The organism is Dermabacter sp. Marseille-Q3180 (assembly GCF_940792985.1).
GTDB classification, from domain to species: Bacteria; Actinomycetota; Actinomycetes; order Actinomycetales; family Dermabacteraceae; genus Dermabacter; species Dermabacter vaginalis.
Window position 1 is genome coordinate 169306 of record NZ_CALNWU010000002.1, and the last position, 21053, is coordinate 190358.

General features: G+C 62.7%; 16 protein-coding genes and 1 pseudogene. 8 read left to right on the top strand and 9 right to left on the bottom strand.

All coding sequences use genetic code 11. From position 1 onward, the window contains the following. Positions 1–11: 11 nt before the first annotated feature. Positions 12–1055, top strand: a complete 1044-nt coding sequence (gene selD / locus NBW56_RS07410) for a selenide, water dikinase SelD (RefSeq protein WP_250258675.1) — start codon at positions 12–14, stop codon at positions 1053–1055. A gap of 38 nt (positions 1056–1093) precedes the next feature. Then, the gene (locus tag NBW56_RS07415) at positions 1094–2554 is read left to right on the top strand and encodes a beta-N-acetylhexosaminidase (protein WP_250258681.1); all 1461 of its coding nucleotides are present in this window, start codon (positions 1094–1096) and stop codon (positions 2552–2554) included. Positions 2555–2665: 111 nt separating this feature from the next. On the opposite strand, the gene nrfD is transcribed toward NBW56_RS07415, so the two are convergent. From nrfD to fdnG, 3 genes and pseudogenes are all read right to left on the bottom strand, one after another. After that, complete coding sequence (gene nrfD, locus NBW56_RS07420; RefSeq protein WP_250258682.1) at positions 2666–3769, bottom strand: NrfD/PsrC family molybdoenzyme membrane anchor subunit; 1104 nt, start codon at positions 3767–3769, stop codon at positions 2666–2668. Next, positions 3766–4749: a 4Fe-4S dicluster domain-containing protein gene (locus NBW56_RS07425; protein WP_239378895.1), complete on the bottom strand. Its 984-nt coding sequence runs from the start codon at positions 4747–4749 to the stop codon at positions 3766–3768. Before NBW56_RS07425 ends, nrfD begins: the two co-directional genes overlap by 4 nt. Positions 4750–4991: 242 nt before the next feature. Next, positions 4992–8180, bottom strand: a pseudogene (gene fdnG, locus NBW56_RS07430) (formate dehydrogenase-N subunit alpha); the annotation flags it as partial. Positions 8181–8417: 237 nt separating this feature from the next. Between fdnG and pepN the strand changes: the two are divergent. Beyond that, on the top strand, positions 8418–10973 hold the full coding sequence (pepN, locus tag NBW56_RS07435; RefSeq protein ID WP_250258684.1) for an aminopeptidase N: 2556 nt from the start codon (positions 8418–8420) through the stop codon (positions 10971–10973). A 115-nt stretch (positions 10974–11088) separates the two neighbouring features. Beyond that, positions 11089–12015, top strand: a complete 927-nt coding sequence (locus tag NBW56_RS07440) for a mechanosensitive ion channel family protein (RefSeq protein WP_250258685.1) — start codon at positions 11089–11091, stop codon at positions 12013–12015. Positions 12016–12024: 9 nt separating this feature from the next. Here the strand turns inward: NBW56_RS07440 and NBW56_RS07445 are convergent, their stop codons facing one another. The 4 genes from NBW56_RS07445 to NBW56_RS07460 all read right to left on the bottom strand — a co-directional run bounded on the left by NBW56_RS07445 (position 12025) and on the right by NBW56_RS07460 (position 14884). After that, positions 12025–12504: an acyl-CoA thioesterase gene (locus NBW56_RS07445; protein ID WP_250258687.1), complete on the bottom strand. Its 480-nt coding sequence runs from the start codon at positions 12502–12504 to the stop codon at positions 12025–12027. Between the two features lie 15 nt (positions 12505–12519). Further along, positions 12520–13893, bottom strand: a complete 1374-nt coding sequence (locus tag NBW56_RS07450) for a sodium/glutamate symporter (protein WP_250258688.1) — start codon at positions 13891–13893, stop codon at positions 12520–12522. Between the two features lie 106 nt (positions 13894–13999). Beyond that, positions 14000–14320, bottom strand: a complete 321-nt coding sequence (locus NBW56_RS07455; RefSeq protein ID WP_250258690.1) for a putative quinol monooxygenase — start codon at positions 14318–14320, stop codon at positions 14000–14002. Positions 14321–14365: 45 nt separating this feature from the next. Beyond that, positions 14366–14884: a gluconokinase gene (locus NBW56_RS07460; protein ID WP_250258692.1), complete on the bottom strand. Its 519-nt coding sequence runs from the start codon at positions 14882–14884 to the stop codon at positions 14366–14368. 102 nt (positions 14885–14986) lie between these two features. Here NBW56_RS07460 and NBW56_RS07465 point away from each other — a divergent pair, with 102 nt between their 5' ends. The 3 genes from NBW56_RS07465 to NBW56_RS07475 are packed head-to-tail and all read left to right on the top strand — an operon-like array spanning position 14987 to position 17905. Beyond that, complete coding sequence (locus tag NBW56_RS07465) at positions 14987–16051, top strand: D-2-hydroxyacid dehydrogenase (protein ID WP_250258693.1); 1065 nt, start codon at positions 14987–14989, stop codon at positions 16049–16051. Positions 16052–16086: 35 nt separating this feature from the next. Next, a complete protein-coding gene (locus NBW56_RS07470; protein WP_250258694.1) occupies positions 16087–16992 on the top strand; it encodes an acyl-CoA thioesterase in 906 nt (301 codons plus the stop codon). Next, on the top strand, positions 16973–17905 hold the full coding sequence (locus NBW56_RS07475; protein WP_250258696.1) for an SMP-30/gluconolactonase/LRE family protein: 933 nt from the start codon (positions 16973–16975) through the stop codon (positions 17903–17905). Before NBW56_RS07470 ends, NBW56_RS07475 begins: the two co-directional genes overlap by 20 nt. Here the strand turns inward: NBW56_RS07475 and NBW56_RS07480 are convergent. Next, positions 17902–18675: a TetR/AcrR family transcriptional regulator gene (locus NBW56_RS07480; RefSeq protein WP_250258697.1), complete on the bottom strand. Its 774-nt coding sequence runs from the start codon at positions 18673–18675 to the stop codon at positions 17902–17904. The two genes, NBW56_RS07475 and NBW56_RS07480, sit on opposite strands and share 4 nt — an antisense overlap. Positions 18676–18795: 120 nt before the next feature. Here NBW56_RS07480 and NBW56_RS07485 point away from each other — a divergent pair, with 120 nt between their 5' ends. Continuing rightward, on the top strand, positions 18796–19704 hold the full coding sequence (locus NBW56_RS07485; RefSeq protein ID WP_250258698.1) for an NAD-dependent epimerase/dehydratase family protein: 909 nt from the start codon (positions 18796–18798) through the stop codon (positions 19702–19704). A 9-nt stretch (positions 19705–19713) separates the two neighbouring features. Here NBW56_RS07485 and NBW56_RS07490 read toward each other — a convergent pair whose 3' ends face one another. After that, positions 19714–21006: an ABC transporter substrate-binding protein gene (locus tag NBW56_RS07490; protein WP_250258699.1), complete on the bottom strand. Its 1293-nt coding sequence runs from the start codon at positions 21004–21006 to the stop codon at positions 19714–19716. Positions 21007–21053: the final 47 nt, after the last annotated feature.

Genomic DNA, 21053 nt, shown 5'->3' on the forward strand with positions numbered 1-21053 from the left:
AAGTGGAAAGCATGAACGTCAACGAAGATCCCCAGAGCACCGACAAACCTGACTTCAGCAACTACCCGCGTCTCACGACCATGGCGCACGGAGGCGGGTGCGCGTGCAAAATTCCGCCCGGGGAACTCGAAGATGCCGTGAAGGCTCTCACCGGTCAGAAATTCGAGTCGGTGATCGTGGGTCTCGATGACGGCGATGATGCCGCTGCCGTGCGCGTGCGCGGGGATCTCGCAGTGCTGTCGACAGCTGACTTCTTCACCCCCGTCGTCGATGACCCCTACGACTGGGGTCGCATCGCCGCCGCGAACGCCCTTTCGGATATCTACGCGATGGGCGGCGAGCCGGTCGTCGCCATCAACCTCGTGGGCTGGCCCCGCGAAAAACTCCCCATGGAAATGCTCTCGGAGGTGCTGCGCGGAGGGCTCGACGTGGGGCGCGAAGCGGGCGTACCCGTCATCGGCGGTCACAGCGTGGATGATCCCGAACCAAAGTACGGCCAGGCGGTCACGGGCATCGCGAAGCCCGACGCTCTCCTGCGCAACGATGCGGCCGAGGTAGGCCTGCCGCTCACGCTCACGAAACCGATTGGCGTAGGTCTTTTGAACAACCGCCACAAAGCAACGGGCTCGAGCATCGACGAAGCTGTGAAATGGATGACGACCCTCAACGCCGAAGCCTCGACGAAGGCTCTCGAGATCGGCGCGAAAGCCGCAACCGACGTGACCGGTTTTGGCCTACTTGGGCATCTGCACAAAATGGCGCGCGCCTCAGGTGTGAGCGCCGTGCTCGAGCGTGCGGCCGTGCCGGCGATGGGCGATGCGCTCGACGCGCTCGCGGGTGGTTTTATCTCGGGAGGCACTCGGCGCAACCTCGACTGGGTACGCCCCTTGCTTCGTGCAGGAGCGGGCATTACCGAAGAGGATCTACTGTTCCTCGCCGATGCGCAGACCTCGGGCGGCCTTCTCGTCGTGGGAGAGATCCCCGGGTACCCGGTCATCGGTGAGATCGTGGCCGCAAGTGCCGATGCACCCGCAGGCAGCGTCCAGGTCCGCTAGGCACCGTCGGAAGAAAAACTGAGCGAAAGGCCCGCACCGTGTACCAGTCCGCCGTCGAACTTCCCCTCATCCCCAGCCCCACGCACCTCGATGCGCGCGAGGGCGCGTGGGAGGGTGCCGATCCTCTCGCGGTGCTCACATGCGACATCACGGATGAGCTTCAAGACGCGGAATTTGAGCTCGAGGTGAGCGAAGAGGCGATCGCGGTGCGCGCCGGGAGCAATGAAGCCGCGCTGAATGCGCGCCTCACGCTCGAACAGCTCTCCGAGCTGTGCCGCGAAGGCGAAAAAGTGCGGATCCCCGCATTAATTCTTCGCGACCAGCCACGCTTCTCGTGGCGCGGCCTCCACATCGATCCCTGCCGACACTTTCTTCCCATGGAAGAACTGCGCCGCATCGTCGAGGTGATGAGCCTCTACCGGCTCAACATCCTGCACCTGCATCTCACGGATGATCAGGGCTGGCGCATCGAGATCAACGGCTACCCGCGGCTGACGGACATTGCCGCGTGGCGCGAGCGCACCGTGATCGGGCACCACAACGTCAAGGATCCGGATGCCGATCAGTATCTTGAGGAGCGTCACGATGGCTACTACACGCAAGCCGAGCTGCGCGAACTCGTAGCGTTCGCCCGTGAGCGCGGCATTACCGTTGTGCCCGAGATCGACCTTCCCGGCCACATGCAGGCCGCAATTGCCGCCTACCCGGAATTTGGCACTCGCCCCGAAGTACAGCACAAGGTGCGCGACACCTGGGGCGTGAGCGAACACGTGCTCGGCGTGAGCGACGAGGCCTTCCAGTTCGTCAAAGACGTCCTCACCCAAGTGAGCGACATCTTCGACGCACCCTACGTGCACATCGGCGGCGATGAGGTCCCCCGGGTCGAGTGGGAAAACAGCCCTGCCGTTGAGGCAAAGCTTCGCGAGTGGGGACTCAACGAACCGGGGCACGTGCAGCAGAAATACACGGAAGTGGCCCACGCGATCCTCGCCGAACGCGACCGCGCCATGGTGGGCTGGGATGAAATCCTCGAGGGCAAACTTCCCGAGGGTGCCGTCATCATGAACTGGCGCTCAGCCGACACGGTCGCTGAGGCCGTGCGCCGTGGGCATGATGTCGTGGTCTCGACTGCACCCACCTTGTACTTCGACTTCCCGCAGTCACCTGATCGTGAGACCGAACCACTCGCCGCACGCTGGGGCGGTCACGTGGCTACCCTCGAGAACGTGTACACGGACCAGCTACTCCCCGAAAACCTTACCGCCGAAGAATCGGCCCGTATCCTGGGGCTTCAAGCACAAACGTGGTCCGAGTTCATCCCGAACGCCGAACACTTGCAGTACATGCTCTTCCCGAGGCTTTTTGCGCTCGCGGAGCGGGCCTGGAGCGAGAACCCGCCGATGTTCGAAACCTCCCTCGAACGCCTGCCGGCACACCTCGAGATCCTCGAGCGCAAGGGCATGCGCTATCGCCCCTCGCTTAATCCCTGGATTGCATAGGGGTTGTGGGGGTTTGAGCTGTCCCTCGCGGCCACTGACGTCAAAAAGCATGAGAGTGGGGGTTATGGCACTCGGCCATAACCCCCACATCCTCTATGGAATTCGAGGAGACTAGTCGGTTTCGGGACCCGTCACGATCGAATCGTCCACGATTCCGTGCTTGCGGCGACGCTCGAGGCGCTCCTTCTGCGGAATCACCGTATATTTCGGATCGCGCGCCGACTGGAAGCCCGCGTCGAGGATGCCGAAACGCGTAAACGCACTCGCCGCCGCGAGGCACGCACCCGAAGCAATCGCGATCGCGCGGTGCTTCTTCGCGAAAAGCCCCGTCACGGCGCCCGCAATAAGCAGCTTCTCCGCGATGTGCATCTTCTTGCCGCCATCGCCGATTTCCAGCGGCTCGGCTTCGAGCGGGTGCATTTCCTTCTTCATCGCGCGAAGCGAAAGCATGTCGCCTGCAACGCCCGCGAGGGCGAGACGCTGAACCGGACCGATCTCGTCAAGCGGGGTCGACAGCATCGCCGTGCCGGACGCGGCAAGGCTCGCCGACGAGGCAAACAAGAACGGAAGCGAGAACTTGCCGCCATTCCACGCGGGAAGCGCCGAGTCACCAAGCAGCACAGCGGTGTACACCGCGAGCGGGGCGCCCGTTGCCGCCTGCCCCCACGAAGCTGGCTTCTCCATGAACCGTGCGATCTTGCGGAGCGGACCGAGCGGAAGCTTCTCCCCCGTCATACGGTCAAACTCGTTCGCGAAGGTCACGCCTGCATTCACGCCGTACGCGGAAATGATCCACGTGCCGAGGTTCATGGGGCTCGTCGGCTTGAAAGTGCGCATCATGTTGAGGAAGCGCTCAGGGCGACCGAGGTCCTCGATCAGGCTCACGGTGCCGATGCCGAGCGCAATGATCGACCCGACACGCGCATTGCGACGCAGTGTTTCGCGCCCCGTCGACTCAGCAGCAAGAGCGATCAGGCCCGAGGAGCCGGCCACACCACCGAGGAACAGGTACACGCCGATCGGGTACTCCCACGGCGGCGCCTTGACGATCTGACGACCGTAGTAGCTCGTGAACTGGACGTCCTCGACCATCGACACTTCACCCATACGGTTCTGGCCGCGTTTACGGGCGCCGTCATACTTGGTCGCTTCGGGCCGACGCTTGCGGCGCATCGGCTGCGGCGGGCGGTAACTGTCGAACTCGTTCTGGCTCATTTCCTCTTACCTCCCACGAACATGAGGGCGGTCGTCGCGATCATTGCCCCTGCGGCGAGGGCCGCGCGGCCGTACATCTTCGGCAGATCCATCGTGCCCACACGCGGGTCCGGCGGAAGACCGTACACCTCGGGTTCGTCGAGAAGCAGGAACACTGAGCCGAGGCCGCCAACGCCATCGTTCGGGTTGGCGCCGTAGAGGCGAGCCTCGGTCATGCCCTCCTCGTGGAGCTTCTTCACGCGTTGCTTGGCCTTCGCGACCATCTCGTCGCGATCGCCAAACTTGATCGACGTCGTCGGGCAGGTCTGCGCGCATGCCGGCTGCTGACCGTCCTTGAGGCGGTCGTAGCACAGCGTGCACTTATTCGCCGTGCCCTTGTTCGGGATGTCCTGGTCGAGATGCGGGCGATCGTCGCGGTCGGTCTTCGGTGAAACCGTGCCGTCGTCACGACGCTCGATCACGCCGAACGGGCACGTGTACACGCACGTACCGCAGCCATTACACACATCGGCCTGCACAACAACCGTGCCGAACTCCGTGCGGAACAGGGCACCCGTGGGGCACGCATCAAGGCAGCCCGCGCGCGTGCAGTGCTTGCACACATCCGAGGCCATGAGCCAGCGGAACTCTTCCGTGTGCTTCGGCTGCTGCTCGCTCGGTGGCTTCTGCCCGATCTTCGGCATGCCGAGATTCACGAGCTGGCGACCCGATTCGCGGGCCTGCTCGATGCGCTTCTCAGACTGCTCGATAAAGGCGACGTGACGCCACGTATTCGCACCGAGTGAACCCGTGTTGTCGAACGACGAGCCAAGCAGCTCGAAGTTGCCGTCCTGGGGGTTGCGGTTCCATTCCTTACACGCGACCTCACAGGCCTTACAGCCAATACAGATCGATGTGTCGGTGAAGAAGCCCTTGCGGTCGTGCGTGTGCTCCCATCCCGAAACGGAGATGGGATCAGCGGTCGTGTTGAGAAGACTCATCACACACCTCCATTCTCATCGTGGGACGCTTGCGAGTTGTCGTTGACCATGCTCGTGCGGCCGGTCTCGCCGTCTTGACCGTCGGACCCAGTGTCCGTGTCCTCGTCGACCTTGTCGGCACGGCGCTGAGCTTCCTTCGAGCCCGGCTTCGACGCGGCAATCCCCGTGAAGCCAGCGTTGTTCGAGCCGCGGGTCGTTTCTTCGGCGACCTTCGCGTCTTGTTCTGCGCTCGTTTCGGAGATGCCGGCATCCTTCGCGGGAACGGTCACGCGCTGCATGCCGGTCTCGAGGGTGATACCAGCCTCGCGCTGGTACTTCTCCACGAGGTCCACGAGCTCGGGGCCACGCGGCCTGCGGCCCGGAATCATCGCCACCGAGGAGTACTTCGAATCCTGGATGCCGGTGTTCGGGTCCATCGTGATACCGAGCAGGTCGTTCGCGCCGTCGCCCGAGATGATCGCGTCTTCGCCCACACCCCAGTGGTATGGCAAACCAATCTGGTGCACGGTGTGGCCGTTGACAGTCAGCGGCTTAAAACGCTTCGTCACAAGCACTCGTGCTTCGATCGCGGCACGCGGCGAGATGAGCGTTGCCCACTCACCGTTCTTCACGCCAACCTCCTCAGCGAGTTCGGGAGAAATCTCCGCGAACATCTCCGGCTGGAGCTCGGCGAGGTACGGAAGCCAGCGGCTCATGCCGCCCGCCGTGTGGTGCTCGGTGAGGCGGTACGTCGTGAACACATACGGGTACACCTCTTGCAGAGGCTCGCCGTAACCGGGCGCGGTGAGGTTCTCTTCGCGAGGCATGACCACGCGAGTCGGCTGGTTCTGCTGCGGGTACATGATGTTCGGCAGCTTCGATTCCACGGGCTCGTAGTGAGTCGGGATCGGGCCATCGATCATGCCCTTGGGCGCGAACAGCCACCCCTTGCCGTCAGGCTGCATGATGAACGCATCATCGCCCGCGAGCGCAGCGGGACCACCCACGGTCGCATCCGGGCACGCCTTCGGGTTGAGGCCCACGGGGAAGTCGGGAACGTCGTGACCGACCCACTTCTCCTGGTCTTCGTCCCACCAGATCCATGCCTTCTCCGGGCTCCAAGGCTTGCCCTCGGGGTCCGCGGAAGCGCGGTTGTAAAGGATCTTGCGGTTGGCTGGCCACACCCAGCCCCATTCCCTTTCGGTGTAGGGGCGGCCATCGGCGGGCTCGCGAACCGCGGCATGGTTGATGCCGTCGGCATACACACCGGCGTAGATCCAGCAGCCACCGGCGGTGGAACCGTCAGCCTTCATATCAACGAACTTCGCAAGGGGCTTGCCCTTGTTCTCACCCTCGGTGTAATACCCGTTGATCTCGCGAATCACAGCTTCGGCGTCAACCTCGCCGTGTTCGTCGAGCGGGTAGTCCCACGTCATGTCAAGCACGGGCCGATCACGGGGATCGTCCGAATCCTTGAGGGCTTCGCGAATACGGTTGCCGAGATCGAAGAAGAACTGCAGCTCGCTTTCGGCATCGCCCGGCGGCGTGACCGCCTGGTGGCGCCACTGCACCATGCGCTGGGTTTGCGTGAACGAACCGGCTTTCTCCGTGTGGTTCGCGGCGGGCATGAAGAACACTTCGGTGTCGATGTCTTCAGTCTTCAACTCGCCCGTTTCGATCTCGGGGCCGTTCTTCCAGAACGTGGCCGTTTCGATCATGTTGAAGTCGCGAACGACAAGCCACTTGAGGTGGCTCAGCGCCTTGCGGTGCAAGCGACCGTTCGAGCTCCCGACCGCGGGGTTCTGGCCGAGCACGAAGTAGCCGTCCACCTTGTCCTGGAGCATGAGCTGCAGGGTCTGGTAGGTGCCGTGCGCACCGGTGAGTCGCGGCAGGTAGTCGAAGTGGAAGTTGTTCTCCTTAGTCGCGGACTCGCCCCACCACGCCTTAAGAAGGCTTGCGGTGAATTCCTCCGACTTCGCCCAGAAGCCCTTTTGCTTCTTCGTGCCGACCGAGTCGAGATAGGTCTCCCACGTGTCCGTCACGCCTGCCTTCGGCATCGGAAGGTAGCCGGGAAGGATATGGAAGAGGGCCGGGATGTCGGTCGCGCCCTGAATGTTGGCGTGCCCGCGAAGCGCGAGAATGCCCGAACCGGGGCGGCCCACGTTGCCCATGAGCAGCTGGAGAATCGAGGCTGTGCGGATGAACTGCGCGCCGCCTGTGTGCTGGGTCCAGCCCACGGCGTAGCAGAACGCGGTCGTCTTGTCGCGACCCGAGTTCTTCACAATCGACTCGGCGATGTACGCGAAGTCTTCCTGGCTCACGCCACAAACCTTCTCCACAACCTCGGGGGTGTAGCGCTTGAAGTGGCGCTTGAGGATTTGGAAGACGGTACGCGGGTGCTGCAGGGTTTCGTCGCGAACGGGGAGGTTCTTCTCCTCGTCCATTTCGTACTGCCAGCTCGACGGATCGTACGCGCCAGTCTCGGGATCGAAGCCCGAGAAGAAGCCATCGAGATCCTCGGGATCCTGATAGTCCTCACTGATGAGCGTCGAAGCGTTCGTGTAGTGCTTCACGTACTCCTCGAAGAACAGGTTGTTCTCGAGGACGTGGTTGATGAGAGCACCGAGCAGAACGATGTCGCCACCCGCGCGAGTGGAAACGTACTTGTCCGCGAGGGCCGAGGTGCGCGAGAAGCGTGGATCCACGTGAATCACGCGCGCTCCACGAAGCTTTGCTTCAATAACCCACTGGAAAGCAACCGGGTGACACTCGGCCATGTTGGAGCCTTGGATGATGATGCAGTCCGCATTCGCGAGGTCCTGCACCGGCTGCGTGGCTCCGCCGCGCCCAAACGAGGATCCCAAACTGGGAACCGTGGCGCTGTGTCATATGCGGGCTTGATTCTCGATCTGAATAGCGCCCGTGGCGGTAAACAGCTTCTTGATGAGGTAGTTTTCCTCGTTATCGATGGTCGCGCCGCCGAGCGAGGCGATACCGAGCGTGCGGCGCACGGGGCGGCCGTGCTCGTCGGTATCCTGCCAGTGCTTCTTGCGAGCCTCGAGGTAGCGCTCGGTGATCATCGACATCGCGGTCTCGCGATCGAGCTTGACCCACTCTTTCGACTTGGGAGCGCGATAGAGGATGTCGGTCACTCGGCCAGGTGCGTTGACGAGCTGCTCGCTCGCCGATCCCTTCGGGCACAGGCGGCCACGCGAGACTGGCGAATTTGGATCGCCTTCGATCTGAATGACTTTATTGTCTTTGACGTAAATGCGCTGGCCACAGCCAACAGCACAGTAGGGGCACACGCTCTCGACGACCTTGTCGGCGGTGGTGGTGCGCGCCTTGAGGTCTTGATACGTGGGCGACTGGGAGGTGGGGCCGAGCCCCAACACATCGCGAGACTTGGCCTGCCTCAGCACAGGCCAATTAAGAGGATTTAGTGATGCCATGGCACAACCTTACCAGGGTGCGCAGTAAAAGAAACCCTGGTCACAGCCCACTTTTCGAAACTTCATCGTTGCAAAAACCGGCAGGTGTCGGACCCCGGCAGCCACCCGGCCGCCCGGACACGCCCGGCTCGCTCGCCCCTCCGCTCTCCCCACTCCCCCGCGCACTCCCGCACTCGAGTGCGAAGATGGAAGAGACCCGCGCACGAAGCGGACCCTCAACCCAAGGAGACTTCGAGAATGACCTCCGAAAATCTCACGCGCGCCGAGGCACAGGAACGCTCCTCGTTCCTCGAGACCACGCACTACGACGTGCGACTCGACCTCACGCAAGGCCCCAAGACATTCCTCACCGAATCCACCATTTACGTGAACTCGACCGAGGAACGTGAAACCTTCGTGGACCTCATCGCCCCCGAGGTCCTCGAGATCACCCTCAACGGGGAGACTCTCGACAACCCCGCGGAGCGCTTCGACGGCGCTCGCGTCCAACTGCCGGCCCTCAAGGTCGGCGAAAACATCATCACCATCCGCGCGAACGGCGCCTACATGAACACGGGCGAAGGCCTGCACCGCATGGTCGACCCCGTCGACGACGAGGTGTACCTCTACACCCAGTTCGAGGTATCCGACGCACGCCGCATGTACGCGAACTTCGAGCAACCCGACCTCAAGGCCACGTTCGCCTTCACGATCACGGCCCCGGCCCACTGGCGCGTCATCTCGATTGCCCCGAGCCCCGAGCCAGTCCCGGCCGGAGAGGATTCCGACGGCCAGCCGATCGCCACGTGGAGCTTCGAGAGAACACCGAAGATCTCGACCTATCTCACGGCGCTCATCGCCGGTAAGTACGAGGGCTACGACGGCACGATCAAGTCCCGCAACGGCCGCGAGATCCCCGCGGGCGTGTACGCGCGCGCCTCGCTCGCCGAGCACCTCGATGGCGAGTACATCGTCTCGGTCGCGCAGCAAGGCTTCGAGTTCTACGAAAACCTCTTCGACTACGACTACCCGTTCCCGACCTACGACCAGATTTTCGTGCCCGAATACAACATGGGCGCAATGGAGCATCCGGGCGCGGTGACATTCGTGGAGCGCTACGTATTCCGCAGTGCCGTTTCCGACGCCATCCGCGAGCGCCGTGATCTCACTATTCTCCACGAGCTCGCCCACATGTGGTTCGGCGACCTCGTGACGATGAAGTGGTGGGATGACCTGTGGCTCAACGAGTCCTTCGCCGAGTTCGCCTCGACCCTTTCCTCGGCGCGAGCAACCCGCTGGACGAACGCGTGGACGACCTTCGCAGGCTCTGAAAAGGCATGGGCCTACAGCCAGGACCAACTCCCCTCGACGCACCCGATCGTTGCCGACATGGTGGACTTCGATGCTGTCGAAACGAACTTCGACGGCATCACGTACGCGAAGGGCGCCTCGGTTCTGCGTCAGCTCGTTGCCTACGTGGGCGAGGACGCATTCTTCGAGGGCCTTCGCGCGTACTTCAAGAAATACGAGTGGCAGAACACGACCCTCAACGACCTTCTCGATGAGCTCGAAGCCACGAGCGGTCGCGATCTTCGCTCGTGGAGCAAGCTGTGGCTCGAGACGACCGGCGTCAACACGCTCCGCCCCGAAATTGAGCGCAATGACGGCGGCACCGTGACATCGTTCGCGGTCCTTCAGTCCGCCGCCGGTGAACACCCCACGATCCGCCCGCACCGCCTCAAGATCGGTGGCTACAGCCTCGAGGGCGGCGTCGTGACCCGCACCGTGAGCGTCGAGACCGACATCGACGGGGAGCGCACCGAGATCGCGGATCTCGCGGGCAAGAAGGCCGACCTGTGGCTCATCAACGACGAGGACCTCACCTACGCCAAGGTGCGCCTCGACGATGACTCGCTCGCGTTTGCTCTCGAACACCTCCGCGACATCGATGATGAGCTCGCCCGCACCCTCGTGTGGAGCGCGACGTGGGATATGACTCGCGACGCCGAGCTCCCGAGCCGCCGCTACCTCGAGCTTCTGCTCAAGAACATCGACCGCGAAAAGGATTCCTCGGTTCTGCGCACCCTGCTCGGTCGCCTCGACCTCGTGGGCACGCGCTACGCGGCTCCGGACGACCGCAAGGAGCGCGAGAAGAAGGTCGCCTCGGCACTGTGGAAGCTCACGCAGGGGGCCGACGGTGGCAGCGATCAGCAGCTCCAGTTCCTCGAGTCGTACCTCCAGTTCGCTGGCGAAGCCGACCTCGACACCGTGAAGGGCCTCTTCGACGGCTCGGTCACCCTCAAGGACCGCGAGATCGACACCGACCTCACGTGGCAGATCACGATCGCCCTTGCCGCACTCGGTGGAATTGATGAAGCGGGCATCGACGAGGTTCTCAAGAGCGACGATACGCAAAACGGTCGCAAGAGCGCCCTCACGGCAAAGGCGGCGATCCCGACCGCCGAGGCGAAGACCGCAGCGTGGAAGAAGACCGTCGAGGAGGATACGCTCGCCAACGAGCACCTCTCCTCGGTGGTGATCGGCTTCAACCGCGCGAGCGAGGAGCTTCGTGCACCGTACATCGAGCCGTACTTCGAGATGATCGAAAAGGCATGGGCTTCGCGCTCGAGCGAGATCGCGAACCGTCTCATCCAGGGCTACTTCCCGGGTCAGTACCCGAGTGAAGAGATCGTTGCGAAAGCCGATGAGTGGCTCGCTTCGCATAAGGACGCGATCTACGGCATGCGCCGTCCCGTTCTCGAAGGCCGCGACTCTGTGGCCCGCGCGGTGCGTGTGCAAAACGCCGATAAGTAATCGGCTTACGGGGCTGCGCTGAGCGCGCGGCAACCGTCGGAAATGAAGGCGGCCTCACCTTGCGTGAGGCCGTTTTCTTTATGCACACTCAAGGTCACGGGCCTACGGTTGGGGCATGAACCTTTTGGCAGAGACGACGACCGAAGAAGCCTTCTCGCTCATGGACCGCGCGGGTGAGTGGCTTCTTTCGAACGGGGTCACGATCCTCGTGATCATCCTTGTGGCCCTCATCGTAAGGTTCGTGGTTGGTGCGCTCATCAACCGCGTGTTCACGACGATGTACCAATCGGGTTCGCGGATCTCCCGCATGACCAACGTTGTCGTGAAGAAGAACCCCGATGCGGGCCTCGCGGCGGCCAACGAAGAAAGGCGCAGGCAGCGCGCCGACACGCTCTCGACGGCGTCGAAAAACGTGGCGAGCGTCGTGATTTGGTCGATCGCGTTCGTCATGATCCTCTCTCAAGTGGGCGTCAACATCGCGCCGATCATCGCCTCGCTTGGTGTCGCCGGCCTGGCCGCCGGTATCGGCGCTCAAACGCTCATTAAGGACGTCCTTGCGGGCGTGATCATGCTGTTCGAGGATCTGGTGGCCGTTGGCGATTACGTCGACCTTCAATTCGCAGAGGGAACCGTCGAAAACGTGAATTTGCGCGTCACCCAGGTGCGCGGCCTCAACGGCGTCCTATGGACGGTGCGCAACGGTGAAATTATTTCGCTCGGCAATTACTCTCGAGGCCTCGGAACCGCGTTTGTCATGCTCGATATCGCGAGCGGCGCCGACGATGCTGCGGTGACGGAGGCGATCCACGCCGTGTTCGATGCGCTCAAGGCCGACCACAAGTGGTCGAAGCTCATTGTCGGCGCGCCCCAGGCTACCGGAATTCTTTCGGTGGACGGTGCTCGCTATCAGCGCCGAATTACTGCCGACACCATCCCCGGCAAACAGTGGGATGTCGAGCGCGAGATCCGCAAGCGCCTTCGCGTCGAGTTCGATAAGCGGGGCATCAAATTTGCGCTCCCCCGCTTCCAGGAGTCGGCGTAGAAGAACTCGCTACGCGCGCCGGAATGCCAGCGGCGCGCCTGTGACTCTCTCGAGAGCCGTGCGTAGCCGTTCCGGCATGCGCACGGCCTTTCCCGTTGGCGCCTCGACGATCACGATCACGGTGCGTGCCTTGGCGTAAGGGTGCTCGGGCTCCTCGGCCGTGTGAATCTCGTAGTCGAGGTCGAGGGACGCACCGCCGATCTTCGATACCCACATGCGCACGATGACACCATCACGGCGATAGCCAAGTGGGCGCATGTACTCGATTGTGTGGGCCGCCACGAGTGTCTTGAACGGTCCGCCCGGAGAGAGCTCCTCGAGCGCCGTTGGGTAGGCAGGCGCACCGTTCGCGAGTTCAGTTTCCGACGGTTGCCAAAAAGCCCTCGTGCGGGCTTCTTCGAGGAGCCGCAGATACGCGGTGTTGTTCACGTGCCCGTACCCGTCGAGGTCACTCCACCTGACGGGTACGGGAATGTCGAGAAACGGCACGACGCTCGGCTGCGCTTAGGGCCTGTGGTCGAACGTTCCATGCACGCCGACGCTTTGGATCACGCCGGTCGTCGGGTTTGGTTCGCGGTGGCGGAAGGCAAGGGCGATGATGACCGCTCCCGCAAGTGTGAGCGCGAGCGCGACCCACCACGAAGCGCCTGCCATGACGAGCGCCGGAAGCGTCGCGATCGTGAGGATATCGACGAACCCGATCGGAATGTATGCGATTCCGTAGTAGTCGAGGGTCTTCGACTTCATGTCAGGGTCGACGATGCGAAGGAGCGCCATGCCCATGCCGGCAGTGCCGGTGTTCCAGCCCCATGTGAAAATGCCCTGCTCAACCTTGTGTTCGGCGAACAGCTGCTTCGATACGAAAACATAGTAGGCAAGTACGAACAGTGCACCCGCGACAATGAGGATGAGAAGCGGCTGCCAATAGGAGGCGACGACCTTCGGGTCGATCGAAGCAACACCGAAGGCGACCAGGAGATCGGTCGACATGCCGCTTCCGCGTTCGAAAATTTTCCCCTCGAATGCGTTTTCGGCCTTAAAGGCCTTGAGAATGAAGAGCACAACGTAACCAAGGAGGAAGGACACGCTGAACGTGGGCACGGAGAGCCACTCGACCTGGCTATTCGCCCACGACGTGAACATGTACGCGAAGGCCGCGATCATGAAGAGCAGGCCCAGGTGGTAGGTGATCGGGTCAAGGCTCGTCGCGGACACGGGGGAAACGCCGATCGATTCGCGATTTTCCTCGGCGATGATGCCGGTGCGCAGATCCTTCGGGAGGGACTTGAAGTCCTTGAGGTACGCCGTGTTGCCGCGCATCGATTCGACTTTGATGATTGCAATGCCGCCTACAACTGAGAGGACGATGCCGATCGTGGCGGACGTCATGCCAAGGGAAAGTGCCTCTGGCCATGTGTCCCCGAAACCGTCGGCGATGGCAGCTGCGGTGCCGTGCCCGCCCATGAAGCCGGCAGCGAGGAGGAGCCCGAAGCCGTCAGGCAGATCGGTGAAAAAGAAGCTCAAGATCCCGAGCGTGAAAAGGAGACCAAAGCCCCACTGCAACACCGAGATCGCCTGGGAGACCGACCACATCGTGCGCACGGCGCGAAAAACGTTGCCGAGCCCCGCGATCTTTGACGTGAACGGCAATGCGGCAAACACGACCGCAATGAGGATCGACGAGTAGATCGGAACGGAACTGCTGAACGGAATGATATTGAGGACATTGGGGCCCAGAATCAGGCCGAGGAGGCCGGCGATTAGACCGGCGGGCAAAAAGAGAGACTGGATGGGCTTGACCCAGGCGCGCAAAAGCACGCCGATGAGGATCAAGAGGCCCATCCAGCCGAGGTCGGTAAAGACATCCCACGCGCTCATGGTTCACATCCTTTGACTCGTCTCGGTGATATGAGGAAACGAGTCACGGTACCACGCGCGAAGGCACCTACGTCATGTTCAGGTAACGCGGAGCACCGAACGGGACTTAGTCCGCGAGTTCACCCATGGGGCCCCAGCCTTCACCTTCGATCTCCTTCGAGATGATCTCGGGAGTTTCTGAGACGAGCGGACGCATGGCATCCAGGCCGGCCTGGAAGTGCGGGGAGTTGACGTGCTTCTCGCCCGCTTCGCCGTCGCGGTACATCTCCACGAGAAGGAACTCGTTCTCGCGCTCCGTGCTGCGGTACCACTCGAAGAAGAGGCAGCCCTCCTCCGCGCGGCAGGCATTCGTGTACTCTGCGAGCTTATCGAGGAAGGTGGCAGTCTCTTCGGGCTTGACCTGGTATTTCACGTTGATGAAGATCATGCCCTCACCTTAACCCTCGACCCTGTACGTGGCCTTGCTGGCGTTTCAGCAGGTGCGCGAACCAGCGCTAAGGCCAGCGACGATGTTCTCCACAACGTCTCTCGCGGGCGGCTCGATGCTCGCGATAATCCCGGCTTCGTCATCGCCAAGCTGTTCGAGGGTCGCGAACTGGGAATCGAGTAGCGAGGCAGGCATGTACTCGTGGTGACGGTGCGCAATACGCCCGGCGATGAGTTCTTGGCTTCCTGCAAGGTGGACGAACGTGAGATCGGGTGCGTAGGAGCGGAGCTGATCGCGGTAGCAGCGTTTCAGGGCCGAGCACACGATCGCGCACGTCACCCCCTTCTCGCGTTCACTCGCAATCGTGCGGCCAATAGCGTCAAGCCACGGGGCACGGTCGTCGTCGGTGAGCGGCGTGCCGGAGGCCATCTTCTCTTTGTTCGCGGCCGGGTGCAGGTCGTCCCCGTCAATGAACGCAAGGCCCAACCGTTCGGCGAGGGCTCTTCCGACGGTGGACTTCCCCGTGCCCTGCACGCCCATGATGATGAGCGGGGTTTGGCTCACGACGCGTCTCCTTTTTGACTGTGGGCGGCAAAAATCTGCCTTCCACTCTAGAGGATCCATCAGGATGCGCCCCTCTAGGATTAAGAGAACGAAAGGAACGCCATGCCTGCTTCGAGCACCCACAACCTCACCCTTGCGATTGCCGTTGACCTTCCCGAAAAAGAGTGCGCCTTGATCCGCGAGCGCGAGCCTCGCGTGAATGTCGTTCCCACGGGATCTCTCGCGCGGCCGCGTCGCTATAACTCCGACTGGGTGGGCGATCCTCATTTCACACGGTCCGAAGGCGACGAGCGCCGCTACCGCGAGATCCTCGAGAGTGCCGATGCCGTTGTGGGACTTCCCGATGATGACCCGCAAAAACTCGCCGCTCTCGTGCGGAGCAATCCGAAGCTTCGCTGGGTCCATACGATGGCTGCGGGCGGGGGCGCCCAGGTGAAAGCCGCGAACCTGAGCGAGGAGGAGCTCACGCGCGTGACCTTCACAACCTCGGCTGGCGTGCACGGCAGCACTCTTGCAGAGTTCGCGATCTTTGGGCTTCTCGCGGGCGCGAAGAATTTGCGCGGCCTCGAGCGCGACCAGTTGGCACATGAGTGGCCGATCATTCGCGTGCATCCGCGGCACCTCGATGAAATGACGGTTCTCGTGCTCGGTCTAGGCGGTATCGGTAAGGCTGTTGCCGCGAGGCTCAAGGCTTTCGGCACCGAGGTCTGGGGAACCTCGCGCTCGGGCCGCACTGTCGAGAACATAGACCGCATCGTGCCGCTCGCCGATCTTCACGACGCACTGTCGAAGGTCGACGCGATCGTGGTCACGCTTCCCGGTACGGACGAAACACGGCACATGCTCGGTCGTCAGGCATTCGCCGCGATGAAGAGGGGCATGCTTCTTGCGAACGTGGGTCGTGGAAGCGTGATTGATGAAGAGGCGTTGCTCGAAGCCCTCGATAACGGCACGGTCGATTTCGCCGCACTCGACGTGGTGGAGCACGAGCCACTACCCGGCGATAGCCCGCTGTGGGATCACGAGAAGATTCTCCTCAGCCCCCACTCCGCGGCACTGAGTGCGCAAGAAGGTAGGCGCATCGCGACGATCGTGTCACGCAACGCGACGGCGCTCCTCGACGGCGAGCCACTCACGAACGTGGTCGATACCCTCAATTTTTATTAGGAAGGCGTTCATACGCCCTTCGTTAAGATGGGCGCATGTCGACTCCAGAGCCAGAAGCCGTAACCCGAAGCCTCCTCGACCTCTTTGAGATTCGGGAGGTCGAGGGTCCTGAGAGAACCTTTGAGGGTTCATCACTCCCCCAGCCCGGTGGGCACGTATTCGGCGGGCAAATGATGGCGCAGGCACTCATCGCCATGGCGCGCACCGTGCCAGAAGGGCGCCGCGTGCACTCGACGTACGCGACGTTCCTCGAGCCAGCTCGCGCGAATGAACCGCTGCACTTCACAGTGCGCACCCTTCGCGATGGCGGCTCGTTCTCAAGTCGCACCGTGGACGTCACGCAGCGCGGAAACCTCGTGCTCATCGTGAATGGCTCGTTCCAGGAACGCCAAGAAGGTGTGCACCATGTGGACGAGGTGGCGTCGGAAAGCGCGCCCGAACAGCTCCCGAGCACGCGCGACGAACTGGGCCAGGTCAACCACCCGCTCGCGCAGTTCATGGCGTACCAGCGGCCCGTGGACATCCGTAACGCCACCGGCTCGCTGTACTTCACGCCCGACCCCGACAAGCGAGCCGAGCAGGCCGTGTGGATGCGCGCGCTCACCCCCACGGGGACAAGCGACCCCCTCACCCACGAAGCGTTTCTCACGTACGCAAGTGATTACACGCCGTTCGAACCGACGATCCGCCGCCAGGGCCTCACGTGGCTCACGCCGGGCCTGCGCGTCGCGACTCTCAATCATTCGATGTGGTTCCATTCGGAGGTCAACGTCGACGATTGGCTGCTGTACGTGCAGCGCTCCCCCGCGGCAACAGGAGGGCGCTCACTCAGCGTCGGCCAGATCTACACGCGCGAGGGGAAGCTCGTGGCGACCGTGAACCAAGAAGGGATGTTCCGCATCCGCAAGGAGCTCAAAGACAGTGACCACCCCGCCCTTTGATCCAGGTGCACGCGTAGAGAAAGTCGCCACCGGCGCGCGGTGGGCCGAGGGCCCCCTGTGGTACCCGCGCGAAAAAGTGGTGCGCTTTAGCGACATCCCGAATAACCGCATCATTCAGCTGGATCCGGCAACGGGCGAAACCATCGTGTGGAAGAGCAACGTCAACTACACGAATGGCCGCGCGCACCATCCCGATTTGGGAGTGGTGGAGTGCAATCACGGCACGCGCTCGCTCGATAAGGCTCCCCTCGTGCCCTTCATGGACGCAGAAATGCTCATCGATTTCTTCGAAGGCGGGCGCCTCAACTCCCCGAACGACGTCGCCGTGCACCCGGTCGAGCACACGATCTGGTTCACCGACCCGCCCTACGGGATCCTCAGCGCGGATCAGGGGCAGCCAGGCGAGATGGAGTACGGTCGCTCATACGTGTTCAAGCTCGATCACCACGGCGACCTCGAGGCCGTTGTGACCGAACTGAGCCGCCCGAACGGCATCGCTTTCAGCCGCGACGGTAAACGCCTGTACGTCACGAACACCGCCGACAACCCCGATAAGCCCGAGGAGAACGCCCCCGAATCCGTCACGGATAGCGCGGGCCGCCACCACATTTGGGCTTTCGACCTTGACGCCGACAACGCGGTCGTCAAGGGCAGCGGGCGTCCGTTTGCCTGCCCCGAGGCTGGGGTTCCCGATGGCATCACCGTCGACGAAGAGGACCGCGTGTGGTGCTCCGGCGGGGACGGGGTGAGCGTGTTCGATTCCGACGGTTGCCTTATCGCCCATGCGCCCGTTCCAGAAGTGGTGTCTAATCTCTGTTTCGGCGGTGAGAGCGGCCAAGACCTGTTCATCACGGCTACCACGAGCCTCTACCGGCTGCGCACGAATACGCGCGAGCCGTGGAGTTTCGCCTAGCGATTACTCGTTGCAGCCTCGGGAAAGAGCATCGCGGTCCACGATTCGACGAGCCGCTCGAGAATCTCCCCGCCTACTTCGTCGAGGCCCGGACCGAGCTGACCGAAAACCTCGGCGCTGATCGTGCCGAGTAGCGCGCACCAGAGGTCGATCGTCGTCGCCGCGCGTCGAGTGGCCTCGCCGCGGTCTATTGCGCAGTCTTCTCCTGTCTCGGCCTCCGCGTTGTCGAGAGCGTGCTGGCCAACGGCCCCGAACACGTCCTCCAACCCACCCTCGAGGAAAGCGGCATACGTGTCGCTCGGGTTTGCGCCGACAGAAGTGCCGGACGCGACGATTCGCGCGAGGCGGGCGAGTAGCCGAGTACCCGGTGCGATTGTGTGTTCGGCTGGCGCGGTATAGCCGGGAACGGGTGTGCCGTACACGAGGCCCCATCGCGCTGTGTTTGCGAGCGCCCATGCTCGCATGGCGCGCGCGAACGTTCCGAGATCCTCGGGGCTTTCTGCGCCGCACCGCTCTTCTGGGTCCAGACCCAAGGCGTCGTCAACGGCATCAGCAAGGTCGGTGTAGGCGTCGACGACGAGTAGCGTGAGCAGCTCATCGCGGTCGCGAACGTATCGGTACAAGGCCGATGACGCGACCGACATGTCGCGGGAGATTTCCCGCAACGAGAGGTCTGCGGGGCCTTTCTCCTCAAGCTGCTGCTTGGCGAGGCGCAGGATCTCGGCTTCCATGCGCCGCCGATTCTCGGCGCGGCTTCGGCGTTCATTCATGCGTCCATCCTCGCATTTCACATTCTCGAATTCGATAGCGAGAGCAGTGCTCTTGTTTTAAGGAGCGCGAGCACCTATATTTTTCAAACGAGAGCACTGATCACACTTTTGAGAGGCGTCATGAAGATTCTCATCACGGGGGCCGGGCAAATCGGCAATGCAATCATCAGATCACTGCGCGCAACGGGCGATGATGTGACAGTCATCCGGCGCAGCACACACCCAATCGAAGGTGTGCGCGTTATTTCTGGCGATGCAGGCGAACGCGCTCTACTCGAACGCGAAGCGCGCGCCGCGGACGCGATCATGCACTGCATCCACGCGCCCTACACTGCACAGGCCTGGCGAAAAGAACTGCCCCACCGCGAGCAAGCAGTCATGGACGTCGCCGCAACCCTCGGAATCCCCGTTATCTTCCCCGAATCCGTCTACGCCTTCGGGACACAGGCGCACGATCTACACGAGGGCGCACCGATACACCCGTGCTCTCCCCTCGGGGACGTGCGCGCCGAACTCCTCGACGCTCGCGCGACACACGCGGCGCACACCGCGAGCATCGTCGCCGCCGACCTCGTGGGAAAGGGCGCCTCAGCGAAGGCATCGGTGCCAACGATGAGCATCGTGAACCCCACCCTTGCCGGTAAAGCGTGCTGGACATTCGGAAGCCCCGATACCCCTCACGCCATGACGTTCGTATCGGATCTCGCCGAAGCCATGATCCACGTGGCGCGGGAGCACACGCGCGTTTTCGCGAGCAACTCGAGCGTGACGCTCAACGCCCCCTCCCCCGCTCCAATCAATTTCCGAGAACTTGCACGCACCCTCTCCGCCCGCGCGAACGTGAGCGAGCCGAAGATTCACACAATCCCGGCCTGGGCACTCTCTTTAACGGGGCTGGCGAGCCCCACACTCCGTTCGCTTTCGCAGCAACGATATCTGTGGGGCTCGCCATCACGCCTCGCGCCCGGAGCGCTCACCAAAGAGCACGGCCTCGAGTCAACGAGGTGGAGCGAGGCAAGTTTCGCCTAACCGCGGGGCTCAGGCCATCGCGGCATTACCCTCTTCCTGGGCCTTCTTGACGCCTTCCTCGGCGGAGAGATTGCCCGCGAAGATCTCCTGGAAGACGGGCATTACGGCATTGAGGCCGGCGAGGGACTTTGCGCCGGTATCCGCGGGGCCGGGGTTCTTCGCCGCTTCAATGAACTGCTCGACGTCGACGCCCTGCTCTTTCCAGAAGTCCACGAACGACTGCTGGGCATCCACGTGGCCGGGAAACGAAATTCCCTGCTCACCCAGGGGCAGCTGCCCCTCCTTCGAGCCGAGCCATTCGAGAAGCTTCACAACCGACTCCTGGTCCTCGCGCTTCGCGTTACCCGCGGCAACCACGCCGTGCACGAGCGACTTCGCACCCTTCGGGCCTGCCACCATGGGGGCGATCGCCCACTCGAAGGCGCCGTCGACCGAGTCGTGGATCGTCTTGAGGCTAAACGGGCCGCTCTGGAAGAGGCCGAGCTTGCCCTGGATAAACAGGTCACGCGCGAAATCACCGTTCGTATTGGTGTCAGCGGCCGACGGCGCAACCTTGAGTTCGTTGACGAGCGCAGCGAGGTAGGAGAACACCTGCACGCCCTGCTCTGAGTCGAACGCGTACATGTCGTTGCTGTCCTGCCACTCGGCACCGTTCGAGCTCAGGAAGGGGCCGATGATGGACTGGCGATCGCACGCCGCGTTGAAACCGAACACGCCATCCTTCGTGAGCGCAGTCGCGGCATCGCGAAGGGCATCCGAGCCGGCGGTCGGATCGAAGGCGAGAGTGGTGGGATCCACACCGGCAGCGTCGGTGAGGTTCTTGTTGTAGAAGAGAGCGATCGAGTCCCAAACCTGTGGAACACCCCAGAGCGAGCCGTCGCGGGTGTACAGGTCAACGACGGCCTTCTCCCAGTCCTTCACGGATCCGCCGAGTTCCTCCGAAACGTTGACGAGCGCTCCGGCCTGCTGGAATTGGGTGAAGCTCGCGGAGTTCAGCCAGAACACATCGGGAGCGCTATCCGAAGCGCCGTCGGAGAGATCGAGCGGGAGCTTCGTCCAGTAGTCATCCCACGGAACAACCTCGACATCGACCTTGATCCCCGATTCCTCGGTGAATTTCTTGAGCGATTCCTCGTAGGCTGCCTTCGCCGTGTCATCCCAAATGCGGAATTTCAGCGCCCTGGCGTCGGGACCCGAGCCCTTTTTCGCGGACGAGCCCGAACCTGACGGCGAGCACGCGGCGAGTGCCGCGGCTGCGGAGGCGGCGAGTCCACCGGAGAGAACTGTGCGACGTGAAACCATGGGAAGCCCTTTCTTCAGCGGTCGTGCGGACACAAACGCGCCACGCA

What these genes read in the sequence shown, in the direction of transcription:
- selD (WP_250258675.1), top strand. Translation starts at nt 12, where the DNA reads ATGAACGTCAACGAAGATCCCCAGAGCACCGACAAACCTGACTTCAGC.
- nrfD (WP_250258682.1), bottom strand. Translation starts at nt 3,769, where the DNA reads ATGAGCCAGAACGAGTTCGACAGTTACCGCCCGCCGCAGCCGATGCGC.
- NBW56_RS07425 (WP_239378895.1), bottom strand. Translation starts at nt 4,749, where the DNA reads ATGAGTCTTCTCAACACGACCGCTGATCCCATCTCCGTTTCGGGATGG.
- pepN (WP_250258684.1), top strand. Translation starts at nt 8,418, where the DNA reads ATGACCTCCGAAAATCTCACGCGCGCCGAGGCACAGGAACGCTCCTCG.
- NBW56_RS07440 (WP_250258685.1), top strand. Translation starts at nt 11,089, where the DNA reads ATGAACCTTTTGGCAGAGACGACGACCGAAGAAGCCTTCTCGCTCATG.
- NBW56_RS07450 (WP_250258688.1), bottom strand. Translation starts at nt 13,893, where the DNA reads ATGAGCGCGTGGGATGTCTTTACCGACCTCGGCTGGATGGGCCTCTTG.
- NBW56_RS07455 (WP_250258690.1), bottom strand. Translation starts at nt 14,320, where the DNA reads ATGATCTTCATCAACGTGAAATACCAGGTCAAGCCCGAAGAGACTGCC.
- NBW56_RS07465 (WP_250258693.1), top strand. Translation starts at nt 14,987, where the DNA reads ATGCCTGCTTCGAGCACCCACAACCTCACCCTTGCGATTGCCGTTGAC.
- NBW56_RS07470 (WP_250258694.1), top strand. Translation starts at nt 16,087, where the DNA reads ATGTCGACTCCAGAGCCAGAAGCCGTAACCCGAAGCCTCCTCGACCTC.
- NBW56_RS07480 (WP_250258697.1), bottom strand. Translation starts at nt 18,675, where the DNA reads ATGAATGAACGCCGAAGCCGCGCCGAGAATCGGCGGCGCATGGAAGCC.
- NBW56_RS07485 (WP_250258698.1), top strand. Translation starts at nt 18,796, where the DNA reads ATGAAGATTCTCATCACGGGGGCCGGGCAAATCGGCAATGCAATCATC.
- NBW56_RS07490 (WP_250258699.1), bottom strand. Translation starts at nt 21,006, where the DNA reads ATGGTTTCACGTCGCACAGTTCTCTCCGGTGGACTCGCCGCCTCCGCA.